This window comes from Streptomyces sp. NPDC002130, assembly GCF_040296465.1.
Taxonomy (GTDB): Bacteria; Actinomycetota; Actinomycetes; order Streptomycetales; family Streptomycetaceae; genus Streptomyces.
This window is the reverse complement of the sequence record NZ_JBEOXI010000154.1, coordinates 1-20,469: the sequence shown is the minus strand read 5'-3', so window position 1 is coordinate 20,469 and position 20,469 is coordinate 1. Positions and strand designations below refer to the sequence as shown.

At 72.0% G+C, this 20,469-nt stretch carries 21 protein-coding genes and 6 pseudogenes; 16 read left to right on the top strand and 11 right to left on the bottom strand.

Features of this window, described 5'->3' with window-relative positions:
• The 3 pseudogenes from purU to ABT116_RS26515 all read left to right on the top strand — a co-directional run.
• A pseudogene (gene purU, locus ABT116_RS50945) lies at positions 1-99 on the top strand (formyltetrahydrofolate deformylase); the annotation flags it as partial.
• Positions 84-503 (top strand): annotated as a pseudogene (locus tag ABT116_RS26520) (enoyl-CoA hydratase/isomerase family protein); the annotation flags it as partial. The pseudogenes purU and ABT116_RS26520, both read left to right, overlap by 16 nt.
• Positions 500-622 (top strand): annotated as a pseudogene (locus ABT116_RS26515) (3-hydroxyacyl-CoA dehydrogenase NAD-binding domain-containing protein); the annotation flags it as partial. The pseudogenes ABT116_RS26520 and ABT116_RS26515, both read left to right, overlap by 4 nt.
• 53 nt (positions 623-675) lie before the next feature.
• On the opposite strand, the pseudogene ABT116_RS26510 reads toward ABT116_RS26515, so the two are convergent.
• A pseudogene (locus tag ABT116_RS26510) lies at positions 676-861 on the bottom strand (HAD family hydrolase); the annotation flags it as partial.
• A 115-nt stretch (positions 862-976) separates the two neighbouring features.
• On the opposite strand from ABT116_RS26510, the gene rpmF reads away from it, so the two are divergent.
• Positions 977-1,147: a 50S ribosomal protein L32 gene (rpmF, locus tag ABT116_RS26505; RefSeq protein WP_351638577.1), complete on the top strand. Its 171-nt coding sequence runs from the start codon at positions 977-979 to the stop codon at positions 1,145-1,147.
• Here rpmF and ABT116_RS26500 read toward each other — a convergent pair.
• Positions 1,130-1,843 (bottom strand): annotated as a pseudogene (locus tag ABT116_RS26500) (nucleotidyltransferase domain-containing protein); the annotation flags it as partial. The gene rpmF and the pseudogene ABT116_RS26500 overlap by 18 nt on opposite strands.
• 128 nt (positions 1,844-1,971) lie before the next feature.
• Between ABT116_RS26500 and ABT116_RS26495 the strand changes: the two are divergent.
• Both ABT116_RS26495 and ABT116_RS26490 read left to right on the top strand, forming a co-directional pair.
• Entirely contained in the window at positions 1,972-2,967 is a 996-nt protein-coding gene (locus tag ABT116_RS26495; protein WP_351638572.1) for an LLM class flavin-dependent oxidoreductase, read from the top strand.
• An 11-nt stretch (positions 2,968-2,978) separates the two neighbouring features.
• A complete protein-coding gene (locus ABT116_RS26490; protein WP_351638569.1) occupies positions 2,979-5,324 on the top strand; it encodes an ATP-binding cassette domain-containing protein in 2,346 nt (781 codons plus the stop codon).
• Between the two features lie 48 nt (positions 5,325-5,372).
• On the opposite strand, the gene ABT116_RS26485 is transcribed toward ABT116_RS26490, so the two are convergent.
• Positions 5,373-6,188: a lysophospholipid acyltransferase family protein gene (locus tag ABT116_RS26485; protein WP_351638567.1), complete on the bottom strand. Its 816-nt coding sequence runs from the start codon at positions 6,186-6,188 to the stop codon at positions 5,373-5,375.
• The gene (locus ABT116_RS26480; protein WP_351638564.1) at positions 6,188-6,955 is read right to left on the bottom strand and encodes a GNAT family N-acetyltransferase; all 768 of its coding nucleotides are present in this window, start codon (positions 6,953-6,955) and stop codon (positions 6,188-6,190) included. The genes ABT116_RS26485 and ABT116_RS26480 overlap by 1 nt, the downstream gene beginning before the upstream one ends.
• Before the next feature lie 218 nt (positions 6,956-7,173).
• Here ABT116_RS26480 and gvpO point away from each other — a divergent pair, with 218 nt between their 5' ends.
• From gvpO to ABT116_RS26440, 8 genes are read left to right on the top strand one after another with little or no spacing between them, the layout of a single operon-like run.
• A complete protein-coding gene (gene gvpO, locus ABT116_RS26475) occupies positions 7,174-7,497 on the top strand; it encodes a gas vesicle protein GvpO (protein ID WP_351638561.1) in 324 nt (107 codons plus the stop codon).
• A 37-nt stretch (positions 7,498-7,534) separates the two neighbouring features.
• Positions 7,535-8,011 carry a gas vesicle structural protein GvpA gene (locus tag ABT116_RS26470; protein WP_351638558.1) on the top strand — a complete coding sequence of 159 codons (477 nt, stop codon included), beginning with the start codon at positions 7,535-7,537 and terminating at the stop codon, positions 8,009-8,011.
• 2 nt (positions 8,012-8,013) lie between these two features.
• Positions 8,014-8,775 (top strand): GvpL/GvpF family gas vesicle protein, encoded by a 762-nt coding sequence (locus ABT116_RS26465; protein ID WP_502983944.1) that lies wholly within the window; start codon positions 8,014-8,016, stop codon positions 8,773-8,775.
• A gap of 4 nt (positions 8,776-8,779) precedes the next feature.
• Complete coding sequence (locus ABT116_RS26460) at positions 8,780-9,043, top strand: gas vesicle protein GvpG (RefSeq protein WP_351638553.1); 264 nt, start codon at positions 8,780-8,782, stop codon at positions 9,041-9,043.
• The gene (locus ABT116_RS26455) at positions 9,040-9,384 is read left to right on the top strand and encodes a gas vesicle protein (RefSeq protein WP_351638550.1); all 345 of its coding nucleotides are present in this window, start codon (positions 9,040-9,042) and stop codon (positions 9,382-9,384) included. The genes ABT116_RS26460 and ABT116_RS26455 overlap by 4 nt, the downstream gene beginning before the upstream one ends.
• Complete coding sequence (locus ABT116_RS26450; RefSeq protein WP_351638547.1) at positions 9,381-10,235, top strand: GvpL/GvpF family gas vesicle protein; 855 nt, start codon at positions 9,381-9,383, stop codon at positions 10,233-10,235. The genes ABT116_RS26455 and ABT116_RS26450 overlap by 4 nt, the downstream gene beginning before the upstream one ends.
• Before the next feature lie 35 nt (positions 10,236-10,270).
• A complete protein-coding gene (locus ABT116_RS26445) occupies positions 10,271-10,480 on the top strand; it encodes a gas vesicle protein (protein ID WP_351638582.1) in 210 nt (69 codons plus the stop codon).
• The gene (locus ABT116_RS26440; RefSeq protein WP_030851265.1) at positions 10,477-10,770 is read left to right on the top strand and encodes a gas vesicle protein K; all 294 of its coding nucleotides are present in this window, start codon (positions 10,477-10,479) and stop codon (positions 10,768-10,770) included. The genes ABT116_RS26445 and ABT116_RS26440 overlap by 4 nt, the downstream gene beginning before the upstream one ends.
• Before the next feature lie 207 nt (positions 10,771-10,977).
• Here ABT116_RS26440 and ABT116_RS26435 read toward each other — a convergent pair whose 3' ends face one another.
• Genes ABT116_RS26435 through ABT116_RS26425 form a run of 3 tightly spaced genes read right to left on the bottom strand, consistent with a single transcriptional unit; the run spans position 10,978 to position 14,377 of the window.
• Positions 10,978-11,724 carry a succinate dehydrogenase/fumarate reductase iron-sulfur subunit gene (locus ABT116_RS26435; protein ID WP_003994568.1) on the bottom strand — a complete coding sequence of 249 codons (747 nt, stop codon included), beginning with the start codon at positions 11,722-11,724 and terminating at the stop codon, positions 10,978-10,980.
• Positions 11,721-13,670, bottom strand: coding sequence for a fumarate reductase/succinate dehydrogenase flavoprotein subunit (locus ABT116_RS26430; RefSeq protein ID WP_351638542.1), 1,950 nt, complete (start codon positions 13,668-13,670; stop codon positions 11,721-11,723). Before ABT116_RS26430 ends, ABT116_RS26435 begins: the two co-directional genes overlap by 4 nt.
• A gap of 2 nt (positions 13,671-13,672) precedes the next feature.
• Positions 13,673-14,377, bottom strand: a complete 705-nt coding sequence (locus tag ABT116_RS26425; protein ID WP_351638540.1) for a succinate dehydrogenase — start codon at positions 14,375-14,377, stop codon at positions 13,673-13,675.
• Positions 14,378-14,461: 84 nt separating this feature from the next.
• Between ABT116_RS26425 and ABT116_RS26420 the strand changes: the two genes are divergently transcribed.
• On the top strand, positions 14,462-15,346 hold the full coding sequence (locus ABT116_RS26420) for a LysR family transcriptional regulator (RefSeq protein WP_351638537.1): 885 nt from the start codon (positions 14,462-14,464) through the stop codon (positions 15,344-15,346).
• Positions 15,347-15,398: 52 nt separating this feature from the next.
• Here the strand turns inward: ABT116_RS26420 and ABT116_RS26415 are convergent, their stop codons facing one another.
• The gene (locus tag ABT116_RS26415) at positions 15,399-16,004 is read right to left on the bottom strand and encodes a peroxiredoxin-like family protein (protein ID WP_502983943.1); all 606 of its coding nucleotides are present in this window, start codon (positions 16,002-16,004) and stop codon (positions 15,399-15,401) included.
• Positions 16,005-16,101: 97 nt separating this feature from the next.
• On the opposite strand from ABT116_RS26415, the gene ABT116_RS26410 reads away from it, so the two are divergent.
• Positions 16,102-16,716 (top strand): TetR/AcrR family transcriptional regulator, encoded by a 615-nt coding sequence (locus ABT116_RS26410; protein ID WP_351638534.1) that lies wholly within the window; start codon positions 16,102-16,104, stop codon positions 16,714-16,716.
• A gap of 27 nt (positions 16,717-16,743) precedes the next feature.
• Here the strand turns inward: ABT116_RS26410 and ABT116_RS26405 are convergent, their stop codons facing one another.
• From ABT116_RS26405 to ABT116_RS26395, 3 genes and pseudogenes are all read right to left on the bottom strand, one after another.
• The gene (locus ABT116_RS26405; protein WP_351638531.1) at positions 16,744-18,888 is read right to left on the bottom strand and encodes a putative bifunctional diguanylate cyclase/phosphodiesterase; all 2,145 of its coding nucleotides are present in this window, start codon (positions 18,886-18,888) and stop codon (positions 16,744-16,746) included.
• Positions 18,885-19,697, bottom strand: a complete 813-nt coding sequence (locus ABT116_RS26400) for an SAM-dependent methyltransferase (RefSeq protein WP_351638528.1) — start codon at positions 19,695-19,697, stop codon at positions 18,885-18,887. Before ABT116_RS26400 ends, ABT116_RS26405 begins: the two co-directional genes overlap by 4 nt.
• Before the next feature lie 330 nt (positions 19,698-20,027).
• Positions 20,028-20,469: pseudogene (locus tag ABT116_RS26395) on the bottom strand (SCO0930 family lipoprotein); the annotation flags it as partial.

Below are 20,469 nucleotides of genomic sequence, written 5' to 3'. Positions count from 1 at the left end.
TAAGGACTTCGCCGAGCTGGTGGGGTCGTACAACATCCCCTTCCACCACATTCCGGTGACGAAGGACACGAAGGCGGGGCCGAGGGGCGGCTGCTCGACCCTACGCCTGCGACATTCGCATCGCGACCACGACGGCGGTCTTCGGTAATCCCGAGCCCAATCTCGGGATAATGGCAGCCGCGGGTGCGAGCTATCGGCTGCCGAAGCTCGTCGGCGTCTCGATCGCGAAGCAAGTGCTCCTCGGTGCCAGGAACCTCGACGCCGAGTTGGCGCTACGAGCGGGCCTGGTTGTCGAGGTAACCGAACCGAACTGCCACGTCGACGCAGCGCATCGGCTGCTCGACCGCATTTCCCGACTGTCCCCGCTGGCACTGCGATTGACCAAGATCATCGTCGACGCGCCGGGATCGCATCCGTTTGCCGACGACATCGCCCAAGCCGTCCTGTTCGAGAGTTCGGACAAGCACGATCGCATGACGGCTTTCCTGGAGAAGAAATCATGACTGAATCAGTTGCACCGAAGGCCGTCGGAGTTATCGGCGGTGGACGCATGGGTGCAGGTATCGCCCAGGTGTTCGCCGCTCTGGGCGGGGCGGTCACCATCGCGGAGAGCGGCGACGCCGAGGCCGCGTTACAGCGTGTTTCCACCGGCCTCGACCGCGCCCACGAACGAGGCTCCAGCGCGTGCTCCCGGACCAGCGCGACGCCCTCCGGGACGGGCGGGTCCTGCGGCGCCGCCGCGAAGAAGCCGTCCCAGTCCTTCGGCCTGCGCTCCAGGAACCCCTGCCGGTGCGTGGTGTCGGCGAGGGTGTTGTCCAGGTCGAACACGGCCAGCGGTGCCTTGCTGCGGTCGTCACTCACGCCGCCCAGCCTAAGTGGTCCTCGGGGGCGGCGGTGGCCGGCACGGGAACGCATATTGTTAATGGGATCCATTTTCATGTAGCGTCTCGGTGCCCGACCACCGAGGAGGATCCCCATGGCCGTGCCCAAGCGGAAGATGTCCCGCAGCAACACCCGTCACCGCCGCGCCCAGTGGAAGGCGGCCACGCCGACGCTGGTCCCCATCACCGTGGACGGCGTCCGTCACCTGGTACCGCAGAACCTCGTCAGGGCCTACGAACGCGGTCTGCTACGCCCCGACGGCTGAGCACGCCCTCTCGGCCCAGAAGTGCGCCCTAACCCGGCGCAGCCAGGCCTCGACCAGCGCCTCGTCGGGCTCGTCCGGCAGTGCCGTGGGGCCCTCGTCGAAGGCGGCCTCGTAGTGCCGGAGCAGGGGCAGGGCGGCCGTGGGGTCGGCGGCGACGCGCTCGCCGAAGGCGTGGTACTCGTCCGGATTCTCGACGCGGATCGTCAACCGCCCGGTGGTGTACAGCTCCAGGCCCTGCGCGCACAGCCGTTTGAGATGCCGGGCGTGCTTCGCCGTGCGCTTACGGGTGTCGGCGGAGAACGAACCGTCACCGCGCGCCTCCAGCCGCCGGAACTGCTGGGTGGCGTAACCGAGATAGGCGTCCCGGACGCGCTTGGCGCTCAGGAACGCCGAACGGATGCCGATGAGTTCGTCGCCCAGCGGGGTGCGCACCTCGTACAGATCGTCCGGGAGCCACACCAGCTCCATCGCGGTCGGGTTGCCGCCGAGGGCCAGCCGGCACCACTTGGCGGCCTCGTGCAGGGTCCGGTCCGGGGCCGTGCTGACGTGGGACTCCTTCGGCCGGCGCAGACCGTGCAGCTCCTCGGTCGGCGCGGCGAACAGGCCGAGGCGGTCGATGTCCGAGCCCGGGTGGGCAAGACCGTAGGCGGTCGATCCGACGATGCCGGAGAGCAGGACGTTGGGGACGGTCACGGTCGGCCGCCTTTCGCTACGAGGTACCGGAACATTGTCCTGACGTGCCCGGACGCGGTCACCCGGTTTTCCGGCGGCGGCCGGCACGGGACGGCGGAATACCGGCGGGGCCGCCCGGCGTAGAACCTGGTATGGATCCCGTGCGCCTGTCCGTCCTCGACCGCTCCCGCACCCGCGAGGGTCACACCCACCCCGAGGCGCTGCGCGACACCGTACGGCTGGCGCGGGAGCTGGAGCGGCTCGGCTACCACCGGCTCTGGGTCTCCGAGCACCACGGCGTGCCCGGCGTCGCCGGCTCCGCGCCGACCGTGCTGGCCGCCGCCGTCGCGGGCGCGACCCGGACGATCCGGGTCGGCACCGGCGGGGTGATGCTGCCCAACCACCGGCCGCTGGTCGTGGCCGAGCAGTTCGGCGTGCTGGAGTCGCTGTTCCCCGGGCGGATCGACATGGGCCTCGGCCGCTCCGTCGGCTTCACGGACGGGGTGCGCCGGGCTCTGGGCCGTGACAAGGGCGACGCCGACGATTTCGAGGCCCAGCTCGCGGAACTGCTCGGCTGGTTCCGGGGCACCTCCCCCACCGGGGTGCACGCCCGGCCCGCCGAGGGCCTGAGTGTGCCGCCGTTCGTCCTGGCCATGGGCGAGGGCGCCGGCATCGCCGCACGCGCGGGCCTGCCCATGGTCATCGGCGACCTCAGGAACCGGGACAAGATGCGGCGCGGCATCGACCAGTACCGCGAGATGTTCCGCCCCTCCGCCTGGGCCGCTGAACCCTACGTCGTCGTCTCGGGCACGATCGCCGTGGCCGGCACCCCCGAGGAGGCCCGGCGGCTGCTCGTCCCGGAGGCCTGGTCCATGGCGTACTCCCGCACCCACGGCACCTTCCCGCCGCTGCCGCCCGCCGAGCGCGTGGAATCGCTCACGATGGCCGCCAAGGAGCGCGGCTTCTACGAGTCCGGCCTGACCGGCCACATCGCCGGCACCGAGGAGCAGGTGGCGCACGAGCTGGAGACGGTGCTGAAGGAGACGGGCGCCCAGGAGGTACTCGTGACGACCAGCACGTACGACCGTGAGGCCCTGCTGGACTCCTACCGGCGGCTGGCCGCGATCACCTCGGTTAGATCCGGTTAGAGTCGTCTCCCATGCACGAGCGCGACGCCCTTGACCCGTACGTCCGTGTCCGCGGAGCCCGTGAGCACAACCTCCGGGGCGTCGACGTCGACATCCCCCGGGACGTGCTGGCCGTGTTCACCGGCGTGTCCGGTTCGGGCAAGTCGTCGCTGGCTTTCGGCACGATCTACGCGGAGGCGCAGCGGCGCTACTTCGAGAGTGTCGCGCCGTACGCGCGCCGGCTGATCCACCAGGTCGGCGCGCCGAAGGTCGGGGAGATCACGGGTCTGCCCCCGGCGGTCTCGCTCCAGCAGCGCAGGGCGGCGCCCACCTCGCGCTCCTCCGTCGGCACCGTCACCAACCTCTCGAACTCCCTGCGGATGCTGTACTCCCGGGCCGGCACCTACCCGCCCGGCGCCGCGCGGCTCGACTCCGACGCCTTCTCGCCCAACACGGCGGTGGGGGCCTGCCCGGAGTGCCACGGGCTCGGGCAGGTGCACCGTACGAGCGAGGAGCTGCTGGTACCGGACCCGTCGCTGTCGATCCGGGACGGGGCGATCGCCGCCTGGCCTGGAGCCTGGCAGGGCAAGAACCTGCGGGACGTCCTCGACGCGCTCGGCCACGACGTGGACCGGCCGTGGCGGGAGCTGCCCGCGGACGAGCGGGAGTGGATCCTGTTCACGGACGAGCAGCCGGTGGTCACGGTGCATCCGGTACGGGACGCCGACCGGATCCAACGGCCGTACCAGGGCACGTACATGAGCGCACACCGGTATGTGATGAAGACGTTCTCGGACTCCAAGAGCGCCACCCTGCGGGCCAGGGCGGAGCGGTTTCTCACCAGTGCGCCCTGCCCTGCGTGCGGCGGCAGCAGGCTGCGCCCCGAGGCCCTGGCGGTGACGCTCGGCGGCCGGAACATCGCCGAGGTGGCGGCGCTGCCGCTGGTGGAACTGGCCGCCGGTCTCGACGCGAGCTCGGAGGCCGCCCGGGTGCTCACCGACGACCTGAGGTCCCGTATCGCGCCGGTCGTCGAGCTGGGGCTCGGCTACCTCAGCCTCGACCGGCCGACTCCCACCCTCTCCGCGGGCGAACTGCAGCGCCTGCGCCTCGCCACCCAGCTGCGCTCGGGCCTGTTCGGGGTCGTCTACGTCCTCGACGAGCCGTCGGCCGGACTGCACCCGGCGGACACCGAGGCGCTGCTCACGGTGCTGGAGCGGCTGAAGGCGTCCGGGAACTCGGTGTTCGTGGTGGAACACCACCTGGACGTGGTGCGCGCCGCGGACTGGCTGGTCGACGTGGGTCCGGACGCGGGTGAGCACGGCGGGCGGGTGCTGCACAGCGGCCCGGTGGCCGAGCTGGCCGGCGTCGAGGAGTCGGCGACGGCCCGCTGTCTGTTCGACCGCTCCCCCGTCCCGGCCCGGGAGGTGCGCGAGGCGGCCGGGTGGCTGAAGACCGGCCCGGTCTCCCGGCACAACCTGCGCGGGGTGACCGCCGAGTTCCCGCTCGGCGTGTTCACCGCGGTCACCGGCGTGTCCGGCTCCGGCAAGTCCACGCTCCTCGGTGAGATCACCGAGGACTCGGCGGGCGTGGGCCGACTGGTCTCGGTCGACCAGAAGCCGATCGGGCGCACCCCGCGCTCGAACCTGGCCACCTACACGGGCCTCTTCGACGTCGTCCGCAAGGTGTTCGCGGCCACCGACGGGGCCCGCGAACGGGGCTTCGGAGTCGGGCGGTTCTCCTTCAACGTGGCGGGCGGGCGCTGCGAGACCTGCCAGGGCGAAGGGTTCGTCAGCGTCGAGCTGCTGTTCCTGCCGAGTACGTACGCGCCCTGCCCGGACTGCGGCGGGGCCCGCTACAACCCGGAGACGCTGGAGGTGACGTACCGGGGGCGGAACATCGGGCAGGTGCTGGATCTGACGGTGGAGAGCGCGGCGGAGTTCTTCGCGGACACCCCGGCCGTGGCCCGCAGCCTCGGCACCCTGCTCGACGTCGGTCTGGGCTACCTCCGCCTCGGCCAGCCCGCGACCGAGCTCTCCGGCGGCGAGGCCCAGCGCATCAAGCTGGCGAGCGAACTGCAGCGCGGCCGGCGCGGCCACACTCTGTACCTCCTCGACGAGCCCACGACGGGGCTGCACCCGGCGGACGTGGACGCCCTGATGCGCCAGTTGCACGGCCTCGTCGACGCCGGGCACACGGTGGTCGTCGTCGAGCACGACATGTCCGTCGTCGCCGGCGCGGACTGGGTGATCGACCTCGGCCCGGGCGGTGGCGACGAGGGGGGCCGCATCGTGGCGGCGGGCCCGCCCGCGGACGTCGCCCGCTCGGCGGACAGCCGGACGGCACCGTATCTGGTACGCGCGCTGTCCGGGGACCGCTGAGGTCCGGCGGCGAGCACGCGGGCCGGGCCCCGCTGAATCCGGGAGCCCTTACGCCACCAGCACCGTGTGCGTCCAGGCCGGCGCGGCTGTCTCCTGCGACTGTGCCGCTCGGGCGAGAGCGCGGCGGTCGGGGTTGCCGCCCGGCGGGAGGGCCTCGCGCACCTCGACCTCCGCGATCAGGCCGCGGGTCGTCGTCACCCGCCACAGAGAGGCCAGCAGCGTGTCCGCGCCGACGTACGCGGGGGCCGTGGTGGCCCTGCCGTCACCGAGCCGGTAGCCGAGGCGGACCGGCTGGACCGGCACCCCCGCGTCCAGTGCGGCCTGGAAGACGGCCCGGCGGAAGGGGCCCTGGGCCCGGCCGCACCAGGTGCTGCCCTCGGGGAAGGCCGCGACCGCGGTGCCCTGGCGCAGTGCCGCGGCGATCCGGGCGACGGTGTCCGGGAGGGCCCGCAGCCGGTCGCGGTCGATGAACAGGGTTCCGCCGCGCGCGGCCAGCGCACCGGCGACCGGCCAGCGCCGCACCTCCGTCTTGGCCAGCATCCGGGCGGGGCGTACGGCGGCGAGCAGCGGGATGTCCAGCCAGGAGATGTGGTTGGCGACCAGCAGCAGGCCCCCGGTGGGGGCGGCGGCGCCGGTGAACCGGACCCGCACGCCGGCGGCCCGTACGATCCACCGGCACCAGCGCCGGACCAGCGACGCCGGGATCCGCGCGCCCAAGGGTGTCAGCGCGATCCCCCCGACGAGGAGCACGACGACCGCGCCGAGCCGCAGCACGGCTCGCGGTACGTCCCGCGCCCGCACGGCCGCCGGCGCTTGGACACAGGCCTCGGGCGTGCAGGGCGCGGTGGGCAGCCAGGCGCTCATCAGGCCGGTACGAGGGAGAGGAAGTGGCGCAGGTAGCGCCCGTTGACGCGGCTCATCGGCAGCAGTACGTACAGGTCGGCGACGCCGAAGTCCGGGTCGTGGGCCGGTTCGCCGCACACCCAGGCACCGAGGCGCAGGTATCCGCGCAGCAGGGCGGGCAGTTCGACGCGGGTCGCGGGGGCGGGGCCCGGGGTCCACGGCAGCAGCGGCCGGACCCGGAACTCCTCCGGGGAGAGGTGCCGGCCGCTCACCCGGTCCCAGGTGGCGGACGCGAGGGCGCCGCCGTCGGCGAGCGGGATGGAGCAGCAGCCGGCCAGCCACTCGTGGCCGCGGTCGACCATGTAGCGGGCGATGCCGGCCCAGATGAGGCTGATGACCGCGCCGTCGCGGTGGTCGGGGTGCACGCAGGAGCGGCCGACCTCGACGAGCTGCGGCCGGATCCCGTCGAGCGCGCTCAGGTCGAACTCGCCCTCGGAGTAGAGCCGTCCGGCCACCGCCGCGCGCTCCGGCGGCAGCAGCCGGTAGGTGCCGACGACCTGGCCGGTCGTCTCCTCCCGTACGAGCAGGTGGTCGCAGTACGCGTCGAACGAGTCGGCGTCGAGGCCCGGCTGCGGGCCGGCCAGCAGGGCGCCCAGCTCCCCGGCGAAGACGTCGTGCCGCAGCCGCTGGGCGGCCCGCACGTCCTCCTCGTCCCGGGCGAGGGCGACGGTGTAGCGCGTGGGGGCCGCGGGCTGCGCGGGGCGGTCGACGGTCAGTACGCCGGTCATGGCTCTCTCCTGGTCACGGGCCGGTTCGGTGAGGCGGGGCGGGGCGCTGAGCGGTGTCGTGCGGGCCTTCGCCTCTGTTCTCCCGACGCCGCCTGACCGCCGCGTGTCATGTGCAGAGAGAACGGGTGTGAGGTTGTTGAACGGCTCGCGCCCCGGGTGCGGCCCGGATGGCCTAGCCGGACACGCGCCCTGTCGCTGCTGCGGCCAGAGTGAGCTGCATGACAGAACACGGAGGCGACGAGCGGCGAGGCGGCTCGGCCTCGTCCACCAAGCGGCGACGCCCCGTGCGCGGTGCCGGGAAAGCGGCCCGGCGCGCCGCCGAGGCGCTGACGGAGCTGATCCGCCACCGCCTCGAAGGGGTTTCCGCGGTGTGCCCGGGCGAGGACGACGGCTGGGTCGTCGACGTCGACGTGCTCGAACTGGCCCGCATCCCCGACACCACGAGTCTGCTCGCCACGTACCGGGTGGAACTGGACGCGGCGGGCGAGCTGGTGCAGTACCGCCGGATCGCGCGCTTCCGGCGCGGCGCCCAGGACCAGTGACCGGACCGCCGCAACCGCCGACCGGAAGGACCGCCGCATGACCGTCTACAGCGACGAGATCGTCTGTGCGCCCCGCGCCGGAACCCTCTACGACGTGCTGGAGCTGATCCTCGACCGCGGCATGGTGATCGACGTCTTCGTGCGCGTCTCGCTGGTCGGCATCGAGATCCTCAAGGTGGACGCGCGCATCGTGGTCGCCAGCGTCGACACGTATCTGCGGTTCGCGGAGGCGTGCAACCGCCTGGACCTCGAGCACGATGCGCGCTCCAAGACCGTTCCCGAGCTGTTCGGTGGGCCGGTCGCCAAGACCATCGGCAAGGCGGGTGCCAAGCGCACCGCCCGCTCCCTGACCGACAGGGTCCGCGACGTCCTCAGCCCGGAGGACGAGCCGGAGGACGACCTGGTCGAGGACGATGCCGACGCCCGTGCGGGGCGGGCCCCGCGGCCGGCGCGCAAGCGCCGCAGTGACGACGACCGCCCGCGGCCCCGGCGCCGCAAGGCCGAGGAGGAATGACCGTGACGGCTCCCGCAGCGCTCAGCACCGCCGGCACGCTCGGCACCCTCTACGTCTACGGCATCGCCCCCGCGGGCATCCGGCCCCCGCGGGCACCCGGGGTGGACGGTGCGGCGGTGCGGCTGCTGACGGAGGCCGGACTGTGCGCCGCGGTCTCGGACGCCCCGGCGTCGGTCCGGGCGCGGCGACGTGACCTGATGGCCCATCAGGCGGTGCTCGGCGAACTCGCCGCGCAGGGCCCCGTCCTGCCCATGCGGTTCGCCGTCCTCACCCCCGACGCGGCGGCGCTGTGCGCCCAACTTCGCTCCGACCGTGCCCACTTGACGGAACAGCTCGACGGGGTACGGGGCTGCGTCGAGATGAACGTGAAGGGCGCCGTCGTGCCCGGGTACTTCGCCGACCTCGTACGCCGTGACGACACCCTGCGCGCGCTCGCCCGCCGGGCCCGCCACCGTCCCGGTTACGAGGCGAACGTACGGCTCGGCGAGGCGCTCGCCAAGGGTGTCGCGCGCGAGGCCCGGGACGCGGCCCGTGAGGTGCTGGCCCGACTGACCCCCCTCGCCGTGCGAACGGCGCGGGGACCGGTCGACGACGAGCAGGTGCTGAGCACGTCGTTCCTGGTGCGTTCCGCCGACGAGCAGCGCTTCCGGCAGGCCGTGACCGCGCAGGCGCGTGACGTCGGGGACAGGCTGACGCTCAGTGTGACCGGTCCGCTGCCGTGCTACAGCTTCGTCGACGCGCAGTCCGCCCCGGCCGGCCGGTGACGCCGTGGGACTCGTGAGCGGGCTCCTGCTGCTGCCGCTGGCCCCGGTGCGCGGCACGCTCTGGGTCGCCGACCACCTGCTCCAGGAGGCCGAACGGCAGCTGGGCGACCCGCGTGCGGTGCAGGCACGCCTCGCGGCACTCAACCGGGCCCTGGAGGAGGGCGCCATCGACGAGGCGGCCTTCGAGGAAGAGGAGGAGCGGTTGCTCGCACGCCTCGACAGCCCCGTCCGGTACACCGGCCACCACCACCGCGGGGGTGCTTCGTGACCGACCTCGGCACCTGGCCCGCGGGTCCGGGAGCGCAGCCTGCCGGTCCGCCCAGCGGGAGCCTCGCGGACCTGCTCGAACGCGTTCTGGACAAGGGCATCGTCATCGCGGGCGACATCAAGATCGACCTGCTCGACATCGAACTGCTCACCATCCGTCTGCGCCTGTTCATCGCCTCGGTCGAGACCGCCAAGAAGGCGGGCATCGACTGGTGGGAGACGGACCCGGCGTTGTCCTCGCGCGCCGCGCGTGACGCGCTCAGCGAGGAGAACGCCCGGCTGCGTGCCCGTCTCGAGGCCCTGGAGGAAGCCGGTCCCGACGCCGCGGAGGTGGCCCGATGAGCGGGGCCCGGACCGACCGTGCGGCCGCGACGCGAGCGGACGCGACGCGCCCCACCGTCATCTGTGTGTTCGCCGTGACGGACACCCCTCCGCCGGACGAGGTGCTCTCGGTGACGCCCGGCCATGACGGCGGCGGCCCGCTACGGGTCCTGGCCGCGGGCCCGCTCCACCTGGTCGTGCAGGACGTTCCGGCGGCGGACTTCGGCGAGGCGGCGCTCGCGGAGCGGCTGGGCCGGCCCGAGGAGCTGGAGCGCTGTGCCCGCGCCCACCACCGGGGCGTGGAGACGGCGGCGAGCGCGGGCCCCGTCGTGCCCCTGCCGTTGGCGACGCTGTATCTGGACGACGGCAACGCGGTCCGGGCCGTGACCGCCCGGGAGACGTCCCTGCACGCGCTGCTGGACCGGCTGCGAGACCGCACCGAGTGGGCGGTGAAGGTGCACGGCCCCGGCACCGCCGCCGCGTCGGCTGCCGCCGCAGGGGCGGAACCGGCCGACGGGCGGTCGTACCTGCGGCGGGCGAGCGACAGGCGCCGCACCGAACGCGAGTCGCGCGAGCGGGCCCTGGCGCAGGCGCACGCCGTCGACCGGGAGCTGCGAGGGTACGCGGTCGCCGCCACACGGCACCGGCCGCAGGGTGAGCAGCTGACCGGCCGGAGCGTCCCCCAACTCCTCAATGTCGCCTATCTGGTCGACGACGGACGGCGCGACGAGTTCGTCCGGGCCGTCGGTGAACTGGCCCGCGACGCCCGCCTTTCGGCCGTGGAGGTCACCATGTCGGGGCCCTGGATCCCGTACTCCTTCGCCCGGTCGGACGAGGTGGAGTGCGCCGCACAGCAGGAGGCCGGCGCGTGACCGTGCCGGTCGCCGGCGCCACCGGCCGCACGGCGGTGCCCTGGGACGGGGAGGAGCCGTACGCGCCCGTCGGGGTGCCTCTCGTCGACCTGCTCGACCGGGTGCTGGCGACCGGTGTCGTGGTCAGCGGTGACCTGGTGCTGGCCATCGCCGACGTGCCGTTGGTGCGGATCTCCCTGCACGCCCTGCTGGCGTCGGTCAGCGACCGGGTTCCCGCGCCCTGGTCGGACAGCGGGCCGCTGTGACCGCGCCGCGCACCCACGCGCTGGACCTCGATCCCGAGCGGGTCACGAACGACCTGGCGGCCCTGGTCCTGACCGTCGTGGAACTCCTCCGGCAGCTCATGGAACGCCAGGCGGTACGCCGTTTCGACGAGGGGACGCTCAGCGCCGAGCAGGAGGACCGGCTCGGTACCGCGCTGATGCTGCTGGACGAGCGTATGGACGAGCTCTGCGCGCAGCACGGCCTGCGGCGCAGCGACCTCAACCTGGACCTCGGCCCGCTGGGCCCCCTCCTCGCGGATCCCGGCCCGTGACACGCACATCGCGAGACGGGACCGGGGATGAGCACCACTCCCGGTCCCGCCCGTCCGCACTCACCGGCGAACGTTCACTGCACCCCCTGGGGGAGCGGAACTGCGCTCTCCAGGAACGCCCGAAGCTGCAGCTCCCAGGGGCGCGGGGAACTGCGCGATCGGCCACGACCCACCCGCAGCCGCCGAACAGCCGTCCCCGCAACGGCGCTACCGCTTCACCTTCCGCGCCGCCCGCAGCCACTCCTTGTTCATGCTGGTGATGGACATCAACGGGATCCCCTTGGGGCAGGCCGTGGCGCACTCCCCGGCGAGCGTGCACCCCCCGAACCCTTCCTCGTCCATCTGCTCCACCATGTCCAGCACCCGCGTCTCCCGCTCGGGCGCCCCCTGCGGCAGCACGTTCAGATGGTTGATCTTGGCGGACGTGAACAGCATCGCCGCCCCGTTGGGACAGGCCGCCACACACGCCCCGCACCCGATGCACTCCGCGTGCTCGAAGGCGAGGTCGGCATCCGGCTTCGGCACCGGCGTGGCATGCGCCTCGGGAGCCGCCCCGGTCGGCGCGGTGATGTACCCGCCGGCCTGGATGATCCGGTCGAACGCCGACCGGTCCACGACCAGGTCCTTGATCACCGGGAACGCCGACGCCCGCCACGGCTCCACGTCGATGGTGTCGCCGTCCTCGAAGGAGCGCATGTGCAACTGACAGGTGGTGGTCCGCTCGGGCCCGTGCGCATCGCCGTTGATGACGAGCGAACACGCACCGCAGATGCCCTCGCGGCAGTCGTGGTCGAAGGCGACGGGGTCCTCGCCCTTGACGATGAGCTCCTCGTTGAGCGTGTCGAGCATCTCCAGGAAGGACATGTCGGGCGAGATGCCGTCCACCTCGTACGTGGACATCGTGCCGTCGGCGTCGGCGTTCTTCTGCCGCCAGACGCGCAGGGTGAGCTTCATGCGTAGCTCCGCTGGGTGGGGTGGACGTACTCGAAGACCAGGTCTTCCCGGTGCAGGACGGGCGCCTCGCCGGTGCCGGTGAACTCCCAGGCGGCGGCGTAGGCGAACTCCTCGTCCTTGCGGGCGGCCTCGCCGTCGGGTGTCTGGGACTCCTCGCGGAAGTGGCCGCCGCAGGACTCCTCGCGGTGCAGTGCGTCGAGGCACATCAGCTCGGCGAGCTCCAGGTAGTCCACGACCCGGTTGGCCTTCTCCAGCGACTGGTTGAACTCCTCGCCGGTGCCGGGCACCTTGATGCGCCGCCAGAACTCCTCGCGGATCTGCGGAATGCGCTCCAGTGCCTTGCGCAGTCCCGAGTCGGTGCGGGCCATGCCGCAGAACTCCCACATGAGTTCGCCGACCTCGCGGTGGAAGGAGTCGGGGGTGCGGTCGCCGTCCACGGACAGCAGCAGGTTCAGCCGGTCCTGCGTTTCGGCCAGCACCTCCTGGACGACGGGGTGTTCGCCGGTCACCGCCTCGTTGTGCGGGTTGCGGGCCAGGTAGTCGTTGATGGTGGAGGGGAGGACGAAGTAGCCGTCCGCGAGTCCCTGCATGAGCGCGGAGGCGCCGAGCCGGTTGGCGCCGTGGTCGGAGAAGTTCGCCTCGCCGATGGCGAACAGCCCGGGGACGGTGGTCTGCAGGTCGTAGTCGACCCACAGACCGCCCATCGTGTAGTGCACGGCGGGGTAGATCCGCATCGGCACCTGATACGGATCCTCGTCGGTGATCCGCTGGTACATGTCGAAGAGGTTGCCGTACTTGGCCTCGACGGCCTTGCGCCCCATCCGCTCGATGGCGTCGGCGAAGTCCAGGTACACGCCCTGGCCGCCGGGCCCCACTCCCCTGCCCTCGTCGCAGACGTTCTTCGCGGCGCGGGAGGCGATGTCGCGCGGGACCAGGTTGCCGAAGGACGGGTAGATGCGCTCCAGGTAGTAGTCGCGCTCGTCCTCGGGGATCTCGTTCGCCGGTCGCCGGTCGCCCTTCGCCTTCGGCACCCAGATCCGCCCGTCGTTGCGCAGCGACTCGCTCATCAGCGTCAGCTTGGACTGGTGGTCGCCGGTGCGCGGGATGCAGGTGGGGTGGATCTGGGTGAAGCAGGGGTTGGCGAACAGGGCACCGCGCCGGTGGGCTCGCCAGATGGCGGTGGCGTTGGAGTTCATGGCGTTCGTCGACAGGTAGAAGACGTTGCCGTAGCCGCCGGAGGCGAGGACGACGGCGTCCGCGAAGTACGTGTCGACGCGCCCGGTGACGAGGTCACGGGCCACGATGCCGCGCGCCCGCCCGTCGACGACGATCAGGTCGAGCATCTCGGTCCGCGGGTGCATCTCGACGTTCCCGGCGGCGATCTGCCGGCTGAGCGCCTGGTAGGCGCCGAGGAGCAGCTGCTGGCCCGTCTGGCCGCGGGCGTAGAAGGTGCGCGAGACCTGCACGCCGCCGAACGAGCGGGTGTCGAGCAGCCCGCCGTACTCGCGGGCGAAGGGCACGCCCTGGGCCACGCACTGGTCGATGATCTCGACGGAGATCTGCGCGAGCCGGTGGACGTTGGACTCGCGGGCCCGGAAGTCGCCGCCCTTGACGGTGTCGTAGAACAGGCGGTGGACGGAGTCGCCGTCGTTGCGATAGTTCTTCGCGGCGTTGATGCCGCCCTGCGCGGCGATGGAGTGGGCGCGGCGGGGCGAGTCCTGGTAGCAGAACTGGACGACGTGGTAGCCCTGTTCGGCGAGGGTGGCCCCGGCGGAACCGCCGGCGAGGCCGGTGCCGACCACGATGACCGTGTGCTTGCGCCGGTTGGCGGGGTTGACCAGCTTGGCCTCGAAGCGGCGCTTGTCCCAGCGCTCGTTGATCGGCCCGGTGGGGGCCTTGGGGTCGGCGACCGGTTCACCGGTCGTGTAGTCGGCGTAGGAAGTCATGTTCAGCTCACCACTCCGGTCATGACGCCCACGGGTACGGCGATGAAGCCGGCCGTGAGCAGCAGCGCGAGGACGTCTGCGACGGTCTTCAGGACGCGGTCACGGGTGCGGCTGCCCACGCCCAGGGTCTGGGCCGCGCTCCAGAAGCCGTGCCGGACGTGCAGGCCGAGGGCGAGCATCGCGACGATGTAGATGACGTTGCCGTACCAGGTGGAGAAGGTGTCCACGACGTTCTGGTACGGGTGGCCGGGCTGGAAACCGGTGTGCACCGTGCCGGTCGTCAGGTCGAGGATGTGCCAGACGATGAACAGCCCGAGGATGACGCCGCCCCACCGCATGGTGCGCGTGGCGTAGGAGGTGCGTGCCTTCTTGTGCACGTACTTGCTCGGCCGTGCCCTGATGTCGCGCCGGCTGAGCTGGTACGCCGAGGTGGCGTGTGCGACGACGGCGACGACCAGCACGACGCGGACGAGCCAGAGCGTCCACTCGTAGTGCATGAACGGCTCGCCGACCGTGCGCAGCCAGTGCGCGTAGTGGTTGAACTCGCCCGCCCCGAAGAAGATCTTCAGGTTTCCGATCATGTGGACGACCAGGTACAGCAGCATGATCAGACCGCTGACCGCCATCACGGTCTTCTTGCCGACGGTGGAGTCCCACACGGTGCGTGCGAAGGACGGCCGCCGGTCCGTCCGCGTTGCCAGAGCCATGGAACAGCACGCTACGGACTCCGGGTCCGATCGGTCCAAGACATGGTCCGGCTTGACTCCATAGACTGAGGCTATGGTGGGAGCATGCAGTTCCAGCAGCTCCAGTACTTCGTGGCCGTCGCCGAGACCCGGCACTTCACCCGGGCCGCCGATCTGGTCCACGTCGCCCAGCCATCACTGTCACAGCAGATCAAGGCGCTGGAGCGGGAGTTGGGCGCGGACCTGTTCCTGCGCGCTCGGGGCAACATCACGCTCACGGACGCCGGGGAGGCGCTCCTCCCGCTGGCCCGCCGCATCCTGGCCGACGCGGACACGGCCCGGCACGAGGTGCAGGAACTGGTGCAGCTGCGCAGCGGCCGGGTGCGACTGGGTGCCACGCCGAGCGTGTGCACGGGCCTGCTGCCGGACGTGCTGCGGGCCTTCCACGACCGCTACCCGGGGATCCGGCTGCTGATCGAGGAGGGCGGATCGCACGACCTGGTGCGCGAACTCGCGCGCGGGGCGCTGGATCTGGCGCTGGTGGTGCTTCCGCTGCCGACGCCGTCACCGGCGCTGACGACGGTGGAGCTGCTGCGGGAGGACCTTGTCGTGGTCTCCTCCCCGGACGCGCCGAGGCCGGGTCAGGGACGGCGCACCGTCCGGGTCTGCGACCTGGAGAGTGAGCGGCTGGTGATGTTCCGGCACGGGTACGACCTGCGCGAGCTGACCGTGGCGGCGTGCCGGGCCGAGGGGTTCGAACCCGATTTCGCCGTCGAGGGCGGGGAGATGGACGCGGTGCTGGGCTTCGTGCGAGCCGGGCTGGGCGTCGCCGTGGTGCCCCGGATGGTGGCGGCGAGGTCGGGCCGCGGCCTGCGGGTGACGCCTCTGGCCCGGCCCGGCCTGCACCGGACGATCGCGCTGGCCCACCGCAGCGACGTGGCGCCGCCCCGGGCCGCGCGGGAGTTGCAGCGGATGCTGCTGGAGCGGTGAGCCTCGCGGGGCGTGACGGCGCCAGGACGCCGGGCTCGCCGTACGGCTGCGGCTACCGCACCGGGGGGTGGCCGGCGGCCGGCCGGTGGGAGGACGCCAGGTGCAGGAGTTCGTCGACCGGCCACTGGTCGTAGGCGTGCTCGCCGTACTTGACCGCGAGGACCCGGCCGTCGGTGCCGATCAGGAAGTCGGCGGGCAGTCCCAGCCTGCCACCGGGCTGGCCCGCCGCGGGGAAGCGCTCGCGGCCTCGGACGACCTCCCACCCGCCGCGGAACACCGCCCCGATCACCGGCCCCCAGGCACGTGGGCTGAGCAGCGCGCGAGGAGCCGACTCGACACCGAACTCGGCGTACAGCCGCTTGTCGGGGTCGGCGACGACCGCGAAGGGCAGGTCGCCGGTGTGCCGGCGCAGCTCCTCGGCGGGCGAGTGGAAGACCACGACCTCACGCACCCCGGCGGCCTCGATCTCCGCATGCCGGCGGACCACCGACCGCAGGTGCAGATGGCACACCGGGCACCCGGCGAACCGCCGGAACTGCAGGTGCACCAGACGCTCGGGGTCGGGGACGGCCACGGGACCGCCGCCGACCGTGGCGAGGTGACGTGCGGCGACGGGGGAGCCGGGCCGTAACGGCCGTGCGGGCATACGCATGAGCATGGGCGCTCCTTCGTAGGTGTACGGCGTACTCTTACGGAGGGTAAGCGTATGCCGTACACCTCACAAGGTAGGCGTATGCCGTACGCTGATCGTCGTCATGCCACGTCCCCGCTCACTCAGCCACGCCCGCCTGGCCTCGGCCGCCCTCGCCGTGATCGACCGCGACGGGCTCGCCGGGCTGTCCATGCGCTCGGTCGCGAAGGAGCTCGGCATGAGCACCATGGCGCTCTACCGTTACGTGGACGACCGGGAGGAGCTGGAAAGGCTCGTCGTCGACCTCGTGCTCGACACCGTGGACACCGAGCCGCCCGGACCCGAGATGCCCTGGCAGCAGCGCATGGAGGTGCTGATGGGACGGCTGCGCGACGCGGTGGCCGCCCATCCGGAGATCGTTCCCCTGACCGTCGCCCACCGGCACCGGTCCCTGGCCGGGCTGCGCTGGTCGGAGTCCGTGCTCGGCGTGCTCACGGAGGCGGGGTTCGACGGCGATCGGCGGGTGATCGCGCTGCGGGGCCTGGTCGGGTACCTCATCGGCGCCATCCAGCTGGAGCACCTCGGGCCGCTGTCCGGAGAGGGCACGGTCGCCATCGCCGAGCTGCCGCCCGACGCCTTCCCCCGCATGGCCGAGACCGCCCGTCACGCCCGGAAGGTCAGCGCCGACCGGGAGTTCACGGGCGGTCTCGCACTGCTGCTGCGCGGGCTGGACGCCTGATCCGGCTCCGCGCAGCGGCCCGGGGCATCACCCCGTGGCGTCCACCAGCGCCAGTTCGTGCAGCCGCTCCGGCGGGCCGGGCCTCGCGTAGTACCAGCCCTGGGCCGTGTCGCAGCCGAGGACGCGCAGTTGGTCGGCCTGGGCTCCCGTCTCCACGCCTTCCACCGTCACCGCCAGGTCCAGGCTGTGGGCCAGGGAGACGATCCCCTCGACGATCTTCAGGTCGACGGGGTCCGCCGGGAACTGCTGCATGCTCTGCGTGAAGGACCGGTCCAGCTTCAGGATGCTGACCGGCAGCCGGCGCAGGTTGGCGAGGTTGGAGTAGCCCGTCCCGAAGTCGTCGAGGGCGATGTCGACACCCATCTCCGCCAGCCGCCGCAGCGGCTTGAGCAGATCGTCGTCCGCCCCGATCAGCGCCGACTCCGTGACCTCCAGGCACAGCGCGTCCGGCTCCACGCCCGTGCGCTCCAGGATGTCGACCGTGTCCTGCACCAGTCCGGGATGGGTCAACTGGCACGGCGACAGGTTGACGTTGATCCGCAGCGGCCCCACCGCCTCGGCGCCGCCCTGCAGTTCCCGCCACTCGCGTGCCTGGCGCACCGACTGCTCCAGTACCCACCTGCCCAGCGGCACGATCAGGCCGGTGTGCTCGGCGAGCGGGATGAACCGGTCCGGCCCGAGCACCCCGTGCTGCGGGTGCAGCCAGCGCACCAGGGCCTCGGCGCCCCGGACACTGCCGTCGCCGAGATGCACCAGCGGCTGGTACTCGATGAAGAACTCGCCCCGCTCCAGCGCCGTCGGCAGCGCCGTGGTCAGCCCGTGCCGCGTGATGGCCCGGGCGTCCGCCTCCGGGTCGGCGAGTTCGAACCGGTTGCCGCCCGCCGACTTGGCCCGGTACATGGTGATGTCCGCGCTGCGCAGCACCTCCGCCGGGCTGCGCTCCCCGGCCGGGCCCTCGACGATGCCGATGCTGCCGCGCACGGTGAGCTCCCGGCCGTCCACACTGACCGGCGCCAGCAGCGCGTTCATGATGCGCCCGGCGAGCTCGTCGACGTCGCGCTGGGTGTCGGGCCCGGTGGTCAGCGCCACGAACTCGTCACCGCCGAGCCTGGCGACCATCTCGCCCGGTGCCGTGGCGCAGGACTGCAGCCGGTCGGCGACCTCCACCAGCAGCCGGTCCCCGGCCGCGTGGCCGAGGCTGTCGTTGATGGTCTTGAAACCGTCGAGGTCCAGATAGCACAGCCCGAACCGCTGGCCTTCCCCGGCGCCCAGCGCCTTCTCCAGGCGCTCGAAGAAGAACGTGCGGTTCGGCAGCCCGGTCAGCGCGTCGTGCGTGGCCTCGTAGCGCAGCCGCAGATTGAGCAGCCGCCGCTCGGTGGTGTCCTCCATGAGGGCGAGCTGGTACTGCGGATCGCCGTCGGCGTCGCGCAGCAGGGAGACCGTCAGGTTGGTCCACAGGACGGTTCCGTCGGGACGGTAGAACGCCTTCTCCAGGTGGTAGTGCTCCCGTTCGCCCCGCACGAGTTCGTCGTAGAGCCGCCAGGTCTGCGGAGCGTCGTCGGGATGGGTCCACTCCCGGACGTTGCGGCTGCGCAGCGTCTGCTCGGAGACTCCGAACATGCGCAGCAGCGCGCCGTTGACCTGCAGTATGTTCCCCTCGAGATCGGCCATGCCGATTCCTATGGCCGCGCCCTCGAAGACGGCGCGGAAACGCGCCTCGCTCGCATGCAGGGCCTGCGCCACCACGCCCTGCGCCTGGAGGGCGGCCTGCGCGATGGCCTCCTGCTCGGCCAGGGTCCGCTCGCGCAGCGCCCGGGCGAAACCGGCCGCCATCGCGTGCTGGAGCCGCGCGCACCGGGCCCGCAGGTCCTCCTGGTCGCCGTCGCCCCCGCAGTACAGGACGAGGTAGGCGTCGACGCAGTCCAGGGTGCGGCTGAGCGCCTCCGGATCGGTGCAGTGCACGTCCACCAGGGCGGCCCCGACCGCCCTGCCCGCCTCGGAGTCGAAGCTCCGGGCCAGCAGTGCCTCGCTCAGCCGCCGCGCCTGGGGCAGCAGTTGCGCCTCGAACTCGGGCCGGGTCGACGACGTCGAGGTCACCGGGAAGACGGCCCGGCTCCAGATCGTCGCGAACCGGCGCAGTCTGTCCTCCGGCCCGTCCGGTTCCGCGGTCACGCCGTACGCCCCACGCCCGCGAACCCGGAGAACGCATACGGATCCTCGTCCTCCGGTTCGGTGTCGGGCCGCCAGAGCGGCGGCGGCACCAGTCCGGGTTCCACCATGTCGTACCCCTCGAAGAACCGCGCGATCTCCTCGCGCGAGCGCATGATCAGCGGGTTGCGGATGTCCCTGTACACGTCCACCGCACCCCCGGCCCGCTCCGGCGGCAGCGGGATCCCCTCGTAGGAGGCGTGGGTGAGCACGAGCAGGCTGCCGGGCGCGAGCGCCTCGCCCAGTTCGGCCACGGCCCCGTACGGGTCGTCCTCGTCCTCCACGAAGTGCAGTATGGCAACGAGGAGCAGCGCCACTGGCTGATTCAGGTCGATCAGCCGCTCCACCTCGGGGCTGCGCAGGATCTCCTGGGGCTTGCGCAGGTCCGCGGCGACCACGCCCGTGTCCTCGTTGCCCTCCAGGACCGCCTGGCTGTGCGCCACGGCCACCGGGTCGTGGTCGACGTACACCACGCGGGCGCCGGGGCGGGCGGCCTGCGCCTCCTCGTGCACATTGCCGAAGGTGGGGATGCCGGAACCGATGTCGAGGAACTGGGAGATGCCCTGGGCGGCCGCGTGGCGCACGGCGCGGCGCATGAACGCGCGGTTCGCCTGCATGACCTTGGGAAGTCCCGGCATGAACTCCATGGCCCTGCGGGCCGCTTCCCGGTCGACCTCGAAGTTGTGCGATCCGCCCAGGTAGTAGTCGTACATCCGGGAAACGCTGGGCACCGAGATGTCGATGCTCCGTGGGGCCCAGGCGGGACGCTCCATCTATCTCTCCAAGGCGTAGGCGATCCGGTGTTCGAGCAGAGGCTACTGATCGCCCGCCAACGGAGCGACCCGAAACGGAAATTGACCATCCGTTCCCGGTCACTGCCTGCGGCACGTGCCGAATTGATACCCCTGCGCATGCCCTTCGAACATATGACGAACAGTGTCCGGGGCATTCCGGAGAGTTCCGGTTCGGGAGGGGGAGAGTGTCAGGAATTCGATGAGTTCAGGTGAAGCACGGCAAAACGGTCCACCCCTCCGTGGGGCACGGAGGGGTGGACCGGGTCTGCGCTTCGGGTGGACGAGCTGATCAACCCTGGGGAGGTTTCTCTACTTCTCCGAGGCGCCGACCAGCTTTCCGTCGGGCCGGACGGCATACCAGGTGCCGCCTACGCCCTGGCCGTTGGTGTCGCCGGGGGCCTTGTCGCCGGCGAAGGTGTAGATGGGCGAGCAGTTGATGGTCTGCTGCTGACCCTCGCCGTCGGTCCGGTCGAAGATCATGTAGCCCTTCTTCTGGATGCCCTTGGTGTCGGCGAAGTCGACGGGCTCCACGAGCGGCCACTTGGCCAGGCACTCACCGGTGCAGTTGGAGACCGGCTTGGGCCAGGCCTCGTCCTTCTTGAACCGGTAGACGGTCATGCCGTTCTTGTCGACGACGATCTCGCCGAGCTTGGGGTCCTTGCGCGTGGACAGCCCGGCCTGGGCCGCTTCGCCGCCGCCCTCCGCGCCGGCCTCGGCACCGCCCTGCGCCTTCTTGCCGTCGGGGGCGAGC

Bases quoted from the DNA above. Each gene is read 5' to 3' on its own strand.
- ABT116_RS26420 (WP_351638537.1), top strand. From the start codon at position 14,462: ATGCAGTTCCAGCAGCTCCAGTACTTCGTGGCCGTCGCCGAGACCCGG.
- ABT116_RS26400 (WP_351638528.1), bottom strand. From the start codon at position 19,697: ATGGAGCGTCCCGCCTGGGCCCCACGGAGCATCGACATCTCGGTGCCC.
- ABT116_RS26425 (WP_351638540.1), bottom strand. From the start codon at position 14,377: ATGGCTCTGGCAACGCGGACGGACCGGCGGCCGTCCTTCGCACGCACC.
- ABT116_RS26470 (WP_351638558.1), top strand. From the start codon at position 7,535: ATGACCGTCTACAGCGACGAGATCGTCTGTGCGCCCCGCGCCGGAACC.
- ABT116_RS26430 (WP_351638542.1), bottom strand. From the start codon at position 13,670: ATGACTTCCTACGCCGACTACACGACCGGTGAACCGGTCGCCGACCCC.
- ABT116_RS26435 (WP_003994568.1), bottom strand. From the start codon at position 11,724: ATGAAGCTCACCCTGCGCGTCTGGCGGCAGAAGAACGCCGACGCCGAC.
- ABT116_RS26490 (WP_351638569.1), top strand. From the start codon at position 2,979: ATGCACGAGCGCGACGCCCTTGACCCGTACGTCCGTGTCCGCGGAGCC.
- ABT116_RS26495 (WP_351638572.1), top strand. From the start codon at position 1,972: ATGGATCCCGTGCGCCTGTCCGTCCTCGACCGCTCCCGCACCCGCGAG.
- rpmF (WP_351638577.1), top strand. From the start codon at position 977: ATGGCCGTGCCCAAGCGGAAGATGTCCCGCAGCAACACCCGTCACCGC.
- gvpO (WP_351638561.1), top strand. From the start codon at position 7,174: ATGACAGAACACGGAGGCGACGAGCGGCGAGGCGGCTCGGCCTCGTCC.
- ABT116_RS26480 (WP_351638564.1), bottom strand. From the start codon at position 6,955: ATGACCGGCGTACTGACCGTCGACCGCCCCGCGCAGCCCGCGGCCCCC.
- ABT116_RS26415 (WP_502983943.1), bottom strand. From the start codon at position 16,004: ATGCTCATGCGTATGCCCGCACGGCCGTTACGGCCCGGCTCCCCCGTC.
- ABT116_RS26410 (WP_351638534.1), top strand. From the start codon at position 16,102: ATGCCACGTCCCCGCTCACTCAGCCACGCCCGCCTGGCCTCGGCCGCC.
- ABT116_RS26450 (WP_351638547.1), top strand. From the start codon at position 9,381: ATGAGCGGGGCCCGGACCGACCGTGCGGCCGCGACGCGAGCGGACGCG.
- ABT116_RS26485 (WP_351638567.1), bottom strand. From the start codon at position 6,188: ATGAGCGCCTGGCTGCCCACCGCGCCCTGCACGCCCGAGGCCTGTGTC.